This window comes from Coprococcus ammoniilyticus (genome assembly GCF_025567345.1).
GTDB classification, from domain to species: Bacteria; Bacillota; Clostridia; order Lachnospirales; family Lachnospiraceae; genus Coprococcus; species Coprococcus ammoniilyticus.
Window position 1 is genome coordinate 314,968 of sequence record NZ_JAOQJS010000002.1, and the last position, 14,872, is coordinate 329,839.

General features: G+C 41.0%; 13 protein-coding genes. All 13 read right to left on the reverse strand.

The genetic code is table 11. The features are described 5' to 3' along the window. Positions 1-63: 63 nt before the first annotated feature. Positions 64-1,038 carry a signal recognition particle-docking protein FtsY gene (ftsY, locus tag OCV60_RS03920; protein WP_118674572.1) on the reverse strand — a complete coding sequence of 325 codons (975 nt, stop codon included), beginning with the start codon at positions 1,036-1,038 and terminating at the stop codon, positions 64-66. A gap of 13 nt (positions 1,039-1,051) precedes the next feature. Then, positions 1,052-4,609, reverse strand: a complete 3,558-nt coding sequence (gene smc / locus OCV60_RS03925; RefSeq protein ID WP_262529387.1) for a chromosome segregation protein SMC — start codon at positions 4,607-4,609, stop codon at positions 1,052-1,054. A gap of 3 nt (positions 4,610-4,612) precedes the next feature. Continuing rightward, positions 4,613-5,305: a ribonuclease III gene (gene rnc / locus OCV60_RS03930; protein WP_021943904.1), complete on the reverse strand. Its 693-nt coding sequence runs from the start codon at positions 5,303-5,305 to the stop codon at positions 4,613-4,615. Between the two features lie 2 nt (positions 5,306-5,307). Beyond that, the gene (gene plsX / locus OCV60_RS03935; RefSeq protein ID WP_262529390.1) at positions 5,308-6,324 is read right to left on the reverse strand and encodes a phosphate acyltransferase PlsX; all 1,017 of its coding nucleotides are present in this window, start codon (positions 6,322-6,324) and stop codon (positions 5,308-5,310) included. 235 nt (positions 6,325-6,559) lie between these two features. After that, the gene (rpmF, locus tag OCV60_RS03940) at positions 6,560-6,742 is read right to left on the reverse strand and encodes a 50S ribosomal protein L32 (RefSeq protein WP_008400890.1); all 183 of its coding nucleotides are present in this window, start codon (positions 6,740-6,742) and stop codon (positions 6,560-6,562) included. Between the two features lie 13 nt (positions 6,743-6,755). Then, complete coding sequence (locus OCV60_RS03945; RefSeq protein WP_021943906.1) at positions 6,756-7,271, reverse strand: DUF177 domain-containing protein; 516 nt, start codon at positions 7,269-7,271, stop codon at positions 6,756-6,758. Between the two features lie 96 nt (positions 7,272-7,367). After that, positions 7,368-8,555, reverse strand: coding sequence for an acetate/propionate family kinase (locus OCV60_RS03950; RefSeq protein ID WP_117807541.1), 1,188 nt, complete (start codon positions 8,553-8,555; stop codon positions 7,368-7,370). Positions 8,556-8,667: 112 nt separating this feature from the next. After that, positions 8,668-9,351 (reverse strand): dephospho-CoA kinase, encoded by a 684-nt coding sequence (coaE, locus tag OCV60_RS03955; protein WP_262529394.1) that lies wholly within the window; start codon positions 9,349-9,351, stop codon positions 8,668-8,670. Further along, on the reverse strand, positions 9,338-11,974 hold the full coding sequence (gene polA / locus OCV60_RS03960; protein WP_262529396.1) for a DNA polymerase I: 2,637 nt from the start codon (positions 11,972-11,974) through the stop codon (positions 9,338-9,340). The genes coaE and polA overlap by 14 nt, the downstream gene beginning before the upstream one ends. Further along, positions 11,952-12,560, reverse strand: a complete 609-nt coding sequence (locus tag OCV60_RS03965; protein ID WP_117784828.1) for an anti-sigma factor family protein — start codon at positions 12,558-12,560, stop codon at positions 11,952-11,954. Before OCV60_RS03965 ends, polA begins: the two co-directional genes overlap by 23 nt. Before the next feature lie 42 nt (positions 12,561-12,602). Continuing rightward, positions 12,603-13,100, reverse strand: coding sequence for a transcription elongation factor GreA (greA, locus tag OCV60_RS03970; RefSeq protein WP_117807758.1), 498 nt, complete (start codon positions 13,098-13,100; stop codon positions 12,603-12,605). A 137-nt stretch (positions 13,101-13,237) separates the two neighbouring features. Further along, positions 13,238-14,260, reverse strand: coding sequence for a ketol-acid reductoisomerase (gene ilvC, locus OCV60_RS03975; RefSeq protein ID WP_008400897.1), 1,023 nt, complete (start codon positions 14,258-14,260; stop codon positions 13,238-13,240). A 91-nt stretch (positions 14,261-14,351) separates the two neighbouring features. Next, the gene (ilvN, locus tag OCV60_RS03980; protein WP_008400899.1) at positions 14,352-14,840 is read right to left on the reverse strand and encodes an acetolactate synthase small subunit; all 489 of its coding nucleotides are present in this window, start codon (positions 14,838-14,840) and stop codon (positions 14,352-14,354) included. Positions 14,841-14,872 lie beyond the last annotated feature (32 nt).

The following is a 14,872-nucleotide window of genomic DNA, read 5'->3' on the forward strand; positions in this document are numbered from 1 at the left end:
CACCATTGTCATTACTTTTTTATTTTCAAACAGTTACTAGAATAAACTGCACGATTTTCATAATTATAGATCAGCTTCATCCATAAGAATGTCAATCTCGCTTCGGTCTTCGTCAAAGCCTGAGAACAGTGCTTCCACATATGCGGACGGATCAAAACGCTGTAAGTCGTCAATCTTCTCACCGATTCCGATAAATTTAACCGGAACATTCAATTCTGCCTGAATTGCAATCGCGATACCACCCTTGGCTGTACCGTCTAACTTTGTGATCACGATACCATCAATCTCCGTTACATTGCTGAACTGTCTTGCCTGCTCTAATGCATTCTGTCCGGTCGTTCCATCTAACACGATCAGGGATTCTACATTTGCATCCGGATAATCTCTGGAAATGATGCGGCGCATCTTAGCCAGCTCATCCATCAGGTTCTTTTTATTATGAAGTCTTCCGGCTGTATCGATCAATAAAATATCGGTATTTCTTGCCTTTGCAGCAGATACCGCATCGTATACAACTGCCGCAGGATCTGCGCCCTCATTATGAGAGATCATCTCTACACCTGCACGATCCGCCCAGGTCTTTAACTGATCGATCGCGGCTGCACGGAATGTATCAGCGGCTGCGATCAGAACCTTTTTACCGCTCTTCTTATACTGGGCTGCCAGCTTACCGATCGTAGTTGTCTTACCGACACCATTTACACCGATCACAAGTATAACTGATTTTTTCTTTTCAAAATCATATGCACTTTCATCCACCATCATCTGATCTCTTATGATATTGATGATCAGTTCCTTGCATGCCGCAGGTTCTTTGATCCTGGCCTCCTTGACACGTTCTTTCAGGTTCTCGATCACCTTTTCCGTTGTCTCATATCCCATATCAGCCATGATGAATGTCTCTTCCAGTTCTTCATAAAAATCATCATCAATATGGGATGCTCCAAACACGGAAGAAAAACTGTCTACGATACTATTTCTTGTCTTACTGAGTCCTTCTTTTAATCGTTTGAAAAATCCCTTCTTTTCCTCAGCCATAGCTTATACCTCCTTATTTGTCCAGATCGTTCTCGATCAGATTTACGGATACCAGAGTGGATACCCCCTTTTCCTGCATCGTAATACCATACAGGATATCGGCTGCTTCCATGGTTCCCTTTCTATGTGAAATGACAATAAACTGTGTGTCCTTTGTCAATCGGTTCAGATACTGTGCAAATCGTCTTACATTTGAATCATCCAATGCTGCTTCGATCTCGTCCAGCAAACAGAATGGTGATGGTTTCAGACTCTGGATCGCAAATAACAGTGCAATCGCAGTCAATGACTTTTCACCACCGGAAAGCTGCATCATGTTCTGTAATTTCTTTCCCGGCGGCTGTGCAATGATACGGATACCGGTCTCTAACAGATTGGTATCATCGACCAGTTCCAGTGCACCTCGTCCACCACCGAACAGCTCTTTAAAGACCTTGTCGAACATAACCTGGATCTCTTTGAACTTCGTATTGAACTGTTCCTGCATGGATACATTCAATTTCTCGATCACATCTAACAGATTCTTCTCTGCAAGAACGATATCATCATGCTGTCCCTTTAAAAACTCATATCGTTCTGATACTTCTTTATAGTCCTCGATCGCATTGACATTGACATCACCAAGTGATTTGATCTTTGCTTTTACTGCGGTGATCTCTTTCTTTAAGGATGAAAGATCGTTTAATTCCTCATCCCGGAACTCTACCGCCATATTTAATGTCAATTCATATTCTGCCCACATATAATTTGACAGCTCATCCGACTTCTCCGTATTCTTCTCAATCGCTGAATCAAGCTTGAATACTGCCTTTTCCAAACCTGCGATCTTCTCGGATAATTCTTCCCGGATCGCAAAGAATTCTTTATGACTGGCTGTCATATCATCCCGTTCTTTATGATATGCTGCAAGCTGTTCTTCCTGATCAGATACTTCATCGGAATCTTTCTCGATCGTCTTACGGATCGCCTCTGCCTGTTCTTCTAACTTCGTGATATCTGTGCCTGTCGCCTGTACCTGTGTTATATAGGATGCCAGTTCTTCCTGTAATTTCTCATCATCCAGACGGATACGTCTTATATTCTCCTGAATAAAGTCATCCTTCTGTTTGACTGAGTTATATTCGATCAGTAATTCAGATACCTTCGTATTTGCCGCTGCAAGCTTGCTCTGTGCTTCGATAGCCTTGGCTTCCAGTTCCTTGATCATTTCTTCACACTGAACCTTGGCAGCTTCATGCTTCTTATTATTATCAGCAAGCTGATCTTTATTTGTATTGATCTCCGCTATCTGACTGTTCAACTCATTGATCTCTTTCTGGATCGATGCAAATGCTTTCTCAGACTCTGCAAGCTTGGATGCTACCTGCTCCATATTTAAAGACAACGTATTCTTCTCAAGATATGCCTGCTGAAGTCTTGTGTTTAAGCTCTCAATCTGCGCGCGGAGTGCATCTCTTGACGTTTTTAATTCTTCATCCAGTCCGGCTGCATCCTTTGCGATCAGATTTAACTCATCGATCTTTTCCCTGATCTCATCCAATTCTCTCTTTCGTCCAAGAAGATTACTGGAATTACGGAAAGCACCACCTGTCATTGATCCGCCCGGATTGATCAGTTCACCTTCGATCGTAACCAGTCTCATAGACTGATTGTATTTTCTCGCAACTGCAAGTGCATGGTCGATGTTATCTACAACCACAATCCTGCCAAGCAGATTCTTAACGAGTCGATCAAATTTTGCATCTGCCTTTACCAGAGAAGAAGCGATACCGATCACGCCCTGTTCTGACAGAACTTCATTTCGAACCTGTCCACGGTCTGTGATCGTATTTAACGGAAGAAAAGTTGCACGACCATATTTGTTTTGTTTTAAGAACTGAATGATCTTCTTTGCCGTGCTGTCATCCTCCGTAACAATATTCTGAATGCTTCCGCCGAGTGCAGTCTCGACAGCAACCTCATACTTCTTATCTACATCGATTATATCAGCAACAACTCCAATAATGCCCGGATTGTTCTTTTTCTGCTCCATAACACGACGGATGCTGTTGCCATAGCCATCATAGCGTTCTGTAATATTCCGGAGTGCTTCCATCTTGGATCTGGTCGCTGATAATTCTTCGTTTGTATTATGTATCCGCTCACGATTGACTTTATTTCTGTTCTGATTTTCTTCCAGATCCTTTTCTGCAGTTTCGAGTTCCTTGATAATGCCGGATACATTCTGATCCAATACAGATAGCTTTGCCTGTAACTCATCATGTTCCTTCCGGTCGTTATTATCATCACTTTTAAATTGCAGATATCTCTGGTTTAACTGGGTCTTACGGAAGTTGATGTTCTCAAGCATCGCATCATATCTTCCGACCTTCGCCTGAAGATTTCCACTCTCATGGATATATTCGATGATGTCGGATTTACATTCTTCGATCTTATCCTGACATTCATGGATATAGGCATCCAAGCGGCTGCTTTCTCCTTTTGCAGTATCCAGAGAACCGGAAATGGTTGAAACCTGATCTCCAAGGGCATCCTTTTGTCCTTGATAATTCTCCATCTCTTTCCGATCAGTTTCCCGCTGACGGTTGATCCTGTCGATCTGTTCCTGTATATTCTTATCATTCTGTCGGGAGTTCAAGATCTGCTGGTTGATAACGTTGATCTCACCTTCCAAACGTTCATTTTTTAACCGGAGCTCATGCACCTGATTCTTGGATGCATCGATTGCCTGATTGATCTCCTCTAACGCCTGCTCGATACGCTCATATTCTTCCTTTGTATGCTCCAGTTCTTCTTTATTCTGCGTGAGATCATTATTTAAGATTTCCCGATTCTCTGTATCTTTATCAAGAATCTCTTTTAAATGCTCCATTTCAAGGAAAAAAGCATTGATATCCAGTTTCTTCAGTTCGTCCTTAAACAACAGATATTTTCTCGCTGTTTCTGACTGCTTCTGTAATGGACCGACCTGCTTTTCCAACTCATATAAAATATCATTGACACGACTTAGATTGTCACGCTCTGCTTCTAATGATTTCTCGGCTGCCGCTTTGTTCTTTTTAAATTTTACGATTCCTGCCGCTTCATCGAACAGTTCCCGTCGTTCCTCCGGTTTACCATTTAAGATCTTCTCAATCTGACCCTGTCCGATAATGGAATATCCCTCTTTACCGATACCGGTATCAAAGAACAGCGAATTTACATCCTTTAAACGACTGACTGTACCATTAATAAGATATTCACTTTCTCCCGAACGATACACACGTCTGGCAACCGTTACTTCATTATAATCAATCGGCAGATGATGATCACTGTTATCTAACGTGATCGCTACATAAGCAGAACCCTGTGGCTTACGAAGCTGTGTACCGGAGAAGATTACATCCTCCATCTTAGAGCCTCGGAGACTCTTTGCACTCTGTTCACCAAGCACCCAGCGGACAGCATCCGCTACGTTACTCTTTCCCGAACCATTCGGTCCAACGATACAGGTTATTCCATGATTGAATTTAAATACGATTTTATTTGCAAATGATTTGAAGCCGTTTACTTCAATACTTTTTAAATACATATATTAACCCTGCTTTTTCTTTATTTGTAACAGTGCATTATATGCTGCCGTCTGTTCCGAAGCCTTTCTGGATGCTCCTTCACCTGTTGCAACATGCTCCCCATTAATGCACACCTCGGATACATAAGATTTATTATGATCCGGCCCCTTCTCCTCTAACAAGGCATAAGTAAGGGTTTTTTCTTCTTTCTGCGCAAGCTCCTGCAAGGTTGACTTGGCATCATAAAACAGTGAATGTGTCTCAACATCATCAAGTAAAAACCGGTGGACAAATTTCTTTGCCTCATCTAAGCCGCCATCCAGATAGATCGCACCGAGAACTGCCTCAAACAGATCACACATGATCGAGTTCCGATTTCTCCCTCCGGTCAGATCTTCTCCCCTGCTTAACAGAACATAATGTCCAAACTTTAGTTCCTTGGATATCTGAGACAAGGTAAATTCACATACCAGACTTGCTCGGAGCTTTGTTAATTTTCCTTCCGGGTAATCCGGATAATTTTTATAAAGATATTCACTTACAACGAATTCCAGGATTGCATCCCCAAGGAATTCCGATCGTTCATAGGATTCTACTTTATTGATCTTCCGCTCATTTGCATAGGACTTATGTGTTAACGCTGTTACAAGCAGTTCCAGATCATGAAAGGTATACCCAATGATATCTTCTATATTATGAAATCGTTCTGTGTTCATAATTACTTCGCCACTTCTTTTCCAATATTCTCGGCAATTTTTTCATTTACACCATTTTCCTTGAAATTAATACACTGGAAAATAGCGCTCTTAACCTCTTCGTTATGAGAATTACCGTGGATCTTTACAACAAGGCCCTTTAAGCCAAGCAACGGTGCACCACCTTTGTTCTTCGCATTAAAACGTTCCTTCAAGCCATTCAATGAACTCTTGATCAGAAGTCCTCCGATCTTGGTTTTAAATGAAGACATGATCGTATTCTTGATCTCACCTAAAAGCATCTTTGCAAGACCTTCATACAACTTTAAGATAACATTTCCGACAAATGCTTCACAGACAATGACATCTGCTGCACCATTTGGAATCTCTCTTGCCTCGATACTTCCAACAAAATTAATGTCCTTACATTCTTTTAATAATGGATATGTCTCTTTTACAAGAGCATTTCCCTTTTCTTCTTCATCGCCGATATTTACGATTGCAACTCTTGGATTCTTTACATGCTCGATATTCTCCATATAGATAGAACCCATCTTGGCAAACTGTAGCAGATGCTCCGGTCTCGCATCGACATTCGCTCCACAGTCGATCAGAAGGGAATAACCCTTTGATGTAGGAAGTAATGGAGCAAGTGGTGAACGCTTTACACCTTTGGAACGTCCGACTACCAACTGTCCACCTGCAAGGATCGCACCTGAGCTTCCGGCTGAAATAATCGCATCAGCTTCTCCGTTCTTTACCATATTCAGACCAACCACCAGTGAAGAATCCTTCTTGCTTCTGACAGCCTGTACCGGGGCTTCATGACAGGTGATCTCCTCTGTTGCATTTACAACCTCGATCTTTGACTGATCGTAAGTATATTTTGCAAGTTCCTTCTTTATTACATCTTCTTTACCGGCCAGTATTATCTGTGCCTTTGCGCCTTCATTGATTGCTTCTACTGCACCTCTTATGATCCACTCCGGTGCATAATCTCCACCCATGGCATCTACGACTACTCTTGTTACTTCGCTCATCTTATTCCTGTTTCCTTTCTATACCGGAACTATTCCGGCATTTCCATATTTCTTATTATACGAATCGGAGTCCAGACTCCTACGCAGACCAACCCCAGGGTTTGTCAGAATAGGACTCTGCTCTGACCGTATAAATGCACAAAGCTATTATATATTTTGCCTTTCTTAAAGTCAACAGGGGATATCGGTGCAAAAAAATAAAGCCTTCCGATCGCTCGGAAAGCTCTATTTATAATTACTCACCTACTGAGATAATCTCTTTCTTGTTGTATGAACCACAATTCTTACATACTCTATGTGGAACCATTAATTCGCCACACTTGCTGCACTTTACTAATGCAGGAGCAGTCATCTTCCAGTTAGCTCTACGCTTATCTCTTCTGGCCTTTGAACTCTTATTCTTTGGACAAATTGACATTAATCACACCTCCTCAACCTTTCAAGATGTTTGCAAAAACTGATAATCTTGGATCCGGAACAAAATCATCACAATCACATGTTTCATGATTCAGATTTGCTCCACACACTTTGCACAGACCTTTGCAATCATCTTTGCATAATATCTGCATCGGGACTAAAGTCATTAGTTCCTTCTGTAAAAGCATGTCCATATTAATAATGTGATCTTCCAGATAATCTAATTCCTCGATCTCATCAACTTTATCTGTTTCAAAGATAGCCATATCGATCATCTCGTCTATGTCCACTTCAAAATCCTCTGTAATTTCATCCAGACAACGGTCACATAGCATCTTAAGTGTGACAACACAGCCGCCCTTAAGACTTGCTTTTCTCTTACCTTCATTTCTGGCGGTAAGATGAAAATCCTTTACATTATCGACTACATATACATTTCCGTTGAAAGAAAATTCCTTCAATTCAGATATAACATCGTAGTCTTTTACCTGTCCTTCTGTCGATAAAATCTCTGATAAATCAATTAACATAATATCTCCTAAAAATCGCACATTGGTTATTATACATATTTGAATACTCTTTGTCAACGATAAAATCACATATTTTTTGCCATATTTTCTTTTTCGTTACACTAAAGCAACAGTCTCTCTGGCAATCGCAAGCTCCTCATTTGTAGGAACTACAAATACCTTTACCTTGGAATCCGGTGTGGAGATCAGCTTTTCATCTCCCATAACCTTGTTTGCTTCCTGATCGATCGTGATACCCATGTATTCCATATCTGACATTGCAAGGTTTCTGACATATGGATTATTCTCACCGATACCGGCTGTAAATGCAATCGCATCTACTCCACCCATTGCTGCGGCATATGCACCGATATACTTCTTGACACCATATGCAAATACATCAAGTGCAAGACGACATCTGTCATTTCCTTCTTCCATACCCTTGCCGAGATCTCTGAAATCACTGAATCCACCGGAGAGACCATAAACACCGGACTTTTTATTTAAGATCGTATTGATCTCTTCGATATTCTTTCCTGTCTTGTTTGCAAGGAATTCGATAATGGCAGGATCGATATCACCGGATCTTGTTCCCATGATCACACCTGCAAGCGGTGTCAGACCCATGGTTGTATCTACTGATTTTCCACCCTTAACCGCTGTAATACTGGAACCATTGCCAAGATGACATACGATGATCTTTGTATCTTCGATATTTTTTCCAAGAAGCTCTGCTGTTCTCTTTGATACAAAGCTGTGGCTTGTGCCGTGGAAACCATATCTTCTAATCTTATAGTCTGTATAATATTCATAAGGAATACCATAGATATATGCTTTATCCGGCATTGTCTGATGAAACGCTGTATCAAATACACCGACATTCGGAACACCCGGCATCAGCTTCTGGCATGCACGAATCCCGATCAGGTTTGCCGGATTATGTAATGGCGCAAGATCGTTACATTCTTCAATCGCAGCAATTACTTCATCTGTAATCACAACAGACTTGGCAAATTTCTCACCACCATGTACGATTCTGTGACCTACCGCATCGATCTCGGACAGATCAGTGATCGCACCTGTCTCTTTATCTGTTAATGCTTCTAATACATAACTGACTGCTGCATTATGATCCGGCATAGGAAGATCCTTTGTATATTTCTCTTTTCCTGTCGTTGTATGGGTAAGTCTTCCATCTACAGCGATACGTTCACATAAGCCCTTTGCAAGAAGTTCTTCTGTATCAGAATCGATCAACTGATACTTCAATGATGAACTGCCACAGTTAATAACTAAAACCTTCATATTAAATATCCTCACTTTATATATTTTGTTCTGACCGGCACAGCGCCTGTCGTATATAACATAATTTATTTATACAGTTATCTGCTTGAATCTTTATGTGTCAGACAACACATTATATTCTACATTCATCTAATATGTGCTTCAAGTCTTTTTTCGTATTTTCAAGCGACCCGGAATTATCAATCTTATAGTCGCAGGCTTCCAGATAAAAAGCTTCCGACTCCTGTGAATCGATAACCGCCTGCGCTCGTTCTTTGGTAAAGCCACGATATTCGCAGAGTCTGGATATCCGGACATCCAAGTCTGCATAGACATAGCACATCTTATCACAGATACTCTTATATCCATCCTGAATCAGCAAAGCAGCTTCAATCACGAACAGCTTTTTTCCGGCATCCTTCTGTTCCTCAATCCGGCGCAGGATTTCTTCTTTCACTAACGGATGTGAGATACTGTTCAGCAAAGCCAGCTTATCTTTATCGTGGAATACGATATCTCCAAGCTTCTTTCTGTCAATCGAGCGGTTAACCGTTGATTGACCGTTGTCTGTCACTGCATTTCCTTCAGCAGGTGCAGATATATCTATATCAGTATCCATCAAAACCTCCATACCAAATGCATCCACAATTCCCTGATAAACCGTTTTCCCGGGTTCCATCAACTCATGTGCCAGACGGTCTGCTTCTATTATATATGCATCATATTCTTCCTTTAATATCGTAAGAACTGCTGTCTTTCCGCAACCAATGCCTCCTGTTAGTCCAAGGATCAGCATCTCATCTTTATTTCGCATCATACCAGTTATCTCCTTCACTGATACCGATCTCAAGCGGTACTGCCATGTCGGCTGCACCCATCATTTCCTTTTCCATGATCTCTTTTACAATGTCAATCTCATCCTTTGCAGTCTCTACCAGAAGTTCATCATGGATCTGTAAGATCAGGCGGGATTTCAGTCCTCGTTTTTTCAGTTCCATATTCACACGGAACATAGCAATCTTAATAATATCTGCCGCTGTTCCCTGAATCGGCGAATTCATTGCAACACGTTCACCAAAGCTTCTGGTCATGAAGTTTGAAGACCGAAGCTCCGGTACAGGACGGATACGACCGAACATCGTCCGCACAACACCATCTGCTTTTGCTTCTTCCACCTGACGGTCAAGGAATGACTTTATATTCTTATAGGTTGCAAAATATTTCTCAATATAATCAGCCGCTTCTTTTCTGGATATTCCAAGATCCTCCGACAAACCAAATGCACTGATCCCATAAACAATACCGAAGTTAACTGCCTTTGCATTTCTTCTCTGCAAGGATGTTACCTGATCGATCGGAACATCGAACACCTCAGAAGCTGTCGTTGCATGGATATCTACATGATTCAGAAAGGCATTCTGCATAACCTGATCTCCGGACAAATGAGCAAGTACACGAAGTTCAATCTGAGAATAATCAGCATCTACAAATACATATCCATCCTCCGGAATAAATGCCTTTCGAATCAGTCTGCCAAGTTCCAGTTTCATAGGAATATTCTGGAGGTTCGGATCAGTCGAACTGATACGGCCGGTCGCTGTGATCGTCTGGTTAAAGGTTCCGTGAATCCTGCCATCTTCTGATATATATGCCGTCAATCCCTGCGCATAAGTGGAATTCAGCTTTGTAAGCTGACGATATTCCAGTATCGCAGGTATGATTGGATGGTCATTCTTTATCTTTTCCAGCACATCAACGCTGGTGCTGTATCCGGTCTTGGTCTTCTTACCACCGGAAAGTCCCATATCTTCAAATAAAATAACACCTAACTGTTTTGGCGAATTAATATTAAACTCTTTTCCTGCATAACCGATGATATCAGTATGCAGTTCGTCGATCCTGCTCTGCAGCTTTACGCTGTAATCATCCAAAGCTTTTCGGTCAACCCTGATTCCCCGGTGCTCCATATCATAAAGTGTATATACCGTTGGCATCTCGATCTCATTATAGAGGGTAAACATCTCCTGTTTTTCCAGATGTTCCATCAGAATATCACCTACAAGATATGGGATCAACGCCTTATATGCAAATAATTTCTGAAAAGTTTCATTTGCAAAAGAAAACAGATTCAGTTCATCTTTTCCAACCAGTTCTTTTTCAGACGGCAGTGTTGCACCAAGATAATTCCTTGCGACCGCATCATAGGAATATACATCCTCCATCGGATTTAAGAGATATGCCGCTACACCGATATCATGCACCTTTGTATCACTCTCATCAAACGGAAAGACTGACAATGCTTCCTTTAAATCCAGAATATCGATCTGCATACCGTTCCTGGTGGCTGATACTATATTCTCTGTCAGTCTGTCATGCTCCATTCCATTCAGATTCGACAAAATATAGACCTCTTTATCAGATGTGGCAGCAGACAGCCCGAATAAGGTTCCATCCTTCCAGATTGGATATAAACCGATCTTATCTATATTTTTCATCTTATCGGCAAGAAAACCATCTATCTGCTCCGTTGTTTCAAGCAAGGTGATAACCGGATTGATCTCCGTCGTCTCTGTCACTGTGCCAAACTTTTTTAACAGACTGTTAAAGCCTAATCTTTTAAAAATCTTATATGAATCATCATTGAATAATGATTCGATCGTCATTTCATCCAGAGAAACATCCAGCTCGCAGTCCAGTTTGATCGTTGCAAGATCCTTTGACATAACTGCAAGATCCATGTTCTCGGTCAGATTCTTCTGAACACGCGGAGGCTTTACCGTATCCAGATGATCCAGAATATTCTCCATGCTTCCGTATTCAATCATCAGCTTTGCCGCTGTCTTTTCTCCGATTCCCGGAACTCCGGGAATATTATCAGAGGTATCGCCCATAAGCCCCTTCATATCTATAAACTGAACCGGTGTAACACCATATGCCTCAACAACATCCTTTGCATAATAATTTTCTATCGTTGTGCCGCTTGCTTTTGTTTTTGGGATCCGCACAAGGATCGTATCTGTTGCAAGCTGCAGAAGATCTCTGTCACCCGATACAATCACAGTTGCATAGCCATTTCGTTCTGCCATCCTTGATATCGTACCAATGATATCATCTGCCTCATAACCGCCTTTTTCCACAATCGTGACATGCATAGCTGTAAGCACTTCTTTCATAAGCGGAACTTGTTCACGAAGTTCCTCCGGCATCGGCTTTCTGGTTCCTTTATATGCGCTGTATTTCAGATGACGGAATGTCGGTTCATGCACATCAAATGCTACACACATATGATCCGGCTTTTCCTCATCCATGATCTTAAATATAATATTAAGAAAACCAAGAACTGCATTTGTATGCAATCCTTCATAGTTTGTGAGATCCGGCAGACCATAGAATGCACGGTTTAATATACTGTGTCCATCAATTAATAATATTTTCTTCATTTTCCAAATCGTCCTTCTCTGCCGTTTCTTCGGCGACTTCCAGATAGTTTTTGTGTGTCTGGTTATATCTCTTTATTTTATCCATAAACTGTACATTTTTATCACTGGTTCCGGGAAGATCATCCTTTTTATATAAAATTTTCTCCAGATATTCAATCATATATTTATTGTCAAAAAACAGCTTTTCTCCAAAAGTATCACTATAATAATATTCTGTCTGCGATTTCTGTTTGGCATTCTGCTCATAATGATATACTTTTTCCAGAACTCCACTATATACCCATACAAGTCCGATCACAATTGCAGCCAGAACCAGAACGATTGTAGAGGTTGCGATTCGTTTAACGGCTGTCATACGTGTCATTTCTTCATCCAGCTTATCATCCAGTTCCTTTTTGAAGTTCGTGGAAAGATTTTCTTCATTGTCCAATTCTTTCATACCAACGATCAAGGTATAGTAGATTTCCAATTCTTCCGAACAGTTTTCACAATTTTTGACATGCTTAATAAACTCCTTCAATTCATCGTCCGGGAGTTTGTTCTCTATGAATGCCATGATCTTTGATTGTGCTTCCAAACATGTCATCTGACTGTCACCTTCTTCATCCTGTCCGTATATTTTTATCTTCTATCGAATATGATCCTGAGATTCATCGGTTGTCTTAACAATCTCCCGTATCACAATATGGAAAGGGTCGCCCTTTCCCGGAACAACCTCTACACGGTCACCGACTTTATGACCAAGCAATGCTTTCCCCATCGGAGATATATTGCTGATAATACCATTTAATACATCTTCGCGGACTGTCGTTACGATACGATAAGTATCTTCTTCATCATCTTCTTCAAAATAAACACGAACAGTATTATTCAAACCTACTTCATCATCCGCTGACTCATCTTTTATGATCTCAGCAGTTCTTACCATACGATCCAGATAACGGATTCTTTTTTCATTCGCATTCTTATCCTTCTTCGCTGCATAATACTCGAAATTCTCACTCAGGTCGCCCTGTGCTCTTGCTTCCTTTACAGCTTCCAGCTTTTCTTTTCGAACTACTACTTTTCTATATTCGATTTCTTCTTCCATCTTCTTGATGTCAGATTCTGTTAACTGATTAAACATAAAACCAACCACCCTGTTCACATTTTTGCTAACAGTATAGCACAAAACATTTTTGGATACAACAAAAGCAGATTTTACGTCCGAAAACATAAAATCTGCTCCTGTTATTATATAAAATAAAATATATTTACTTCAGATTAGTTGTTGATGAGCTTGTCTTCACCATTCCAGCTGTACAGCTTTCTGATGCTCTCGCCAACGATCTCTGATGGATGCTCAGCAGCTTTCTTTCTCATAGCCTTGAAGTGAACCTGACGTCCTGCAGGTGACATATCAAGTAAGAATTCCTTAGCAAATGTACCATCCTGAATATCAGAAAGAACTTTCTTCATAGCCTTCTTTGTATCTTCTGTAATGATCTTAGGACCTGTTACATAATCACCATACTCAGCAGTATTTGAGATAGAATATCTCATTCCCTTGAAGCCTGACTGGTAGATCAGATCTACGATCAGCTTCATCTCATGAATACACTCAAAGTATGCATTTCTTGGATCGTAACCGGCTTCGCAAAGTGTCTCGAAACCAGCCTGCATAAGTGCACATACACCACCGCAAAGAACTGCCTGCTCACCAAAGAGGTCTGTCTCTGTCTCTGTTCTGAATGTTGTCTCAAGAACGCCAGCACGAGCTCCGCCGATACCAAGTGCATAAGCTAATGCTCTGTCAAGAGCCTTTCCTGTGTAATCCTGCTCTACAGCTACAAGACAAGGTGTACCCTTTCCTGCCTGATACTCAGAACGTACTGTGTGACCAGGTGCCTTAGGAGCGATCATGGTTACATCAACATTCTTAGGTGGAACAATTGTTCCGAAGTGGATATTGAAACCATGAGCAAACATTAACATATTGCCTTCTTCAAGGTTTGGCTCGATATCGTTCTTGTACATATCAGCCTGTAACTCATCATTAATAAGAATCATGATAATGTCTGCTTTCTTAGCAGCTTCTGCAGCTGTATATACTTCAAATCCCTGTGCTTCAGCCTTTGCCCAAGACTTGCTTCCTTCATAAAGACCGATAATTACGTTACAGCCTGATTCCTTTAAGTTAAGGGCATGTGCATGTCCCTGTGAACCATAACCGATAATAGCGATTGTCTGTCCGTCCAGTAATGATAAATTACAGTCTTCCTGATAATAAATTTTTGCTTCTGCCATTATTTTGTCCTCCTGATATAAATGACTTCTTTATAATAATTAACTGCATAATTGCAATCAATCTATCAATAGTTAAATAAGATGCACATGATTAATCCTGACGCTGACCTCTCACCAGTCCTGTCAGACCGGTACGAACCAGTTCAATGATCTCAAATCCATCTAACAGTCCGAGAAATGCTTCACACTTCGAGGTTGCACCTGTTAGCTCAATGATCATGGAACCTTTTGAAACATCAACGATGTTTGCTCGGAATATATTTGCAATGGACATGATATCCTGACGGGTATCCTTATCACTTCTTACCTTTACGAGTACAAGCTCTCTGCATACTGATTTGCCCGGCTCCAGTTCAACGATCTCTACGACATCCTCGAGCTTATTCAACTGTTTCTTAATCTGGCTCAGACTTGCATTATCTCCGCTTACTGCTACAGTCATTCTGGAATATGCAGGATTCTCCGTAACACCTACCGTAACGCTGTCGATATTATAACCTCTACGGCTGAATAAACCTGAAACTCTGCTCAGTACACCTGATGTATTATCTACAAGAAGTGACAAAACTATATTATCCATCAATAAGTACCACCTTTCAAACCTATGAAACG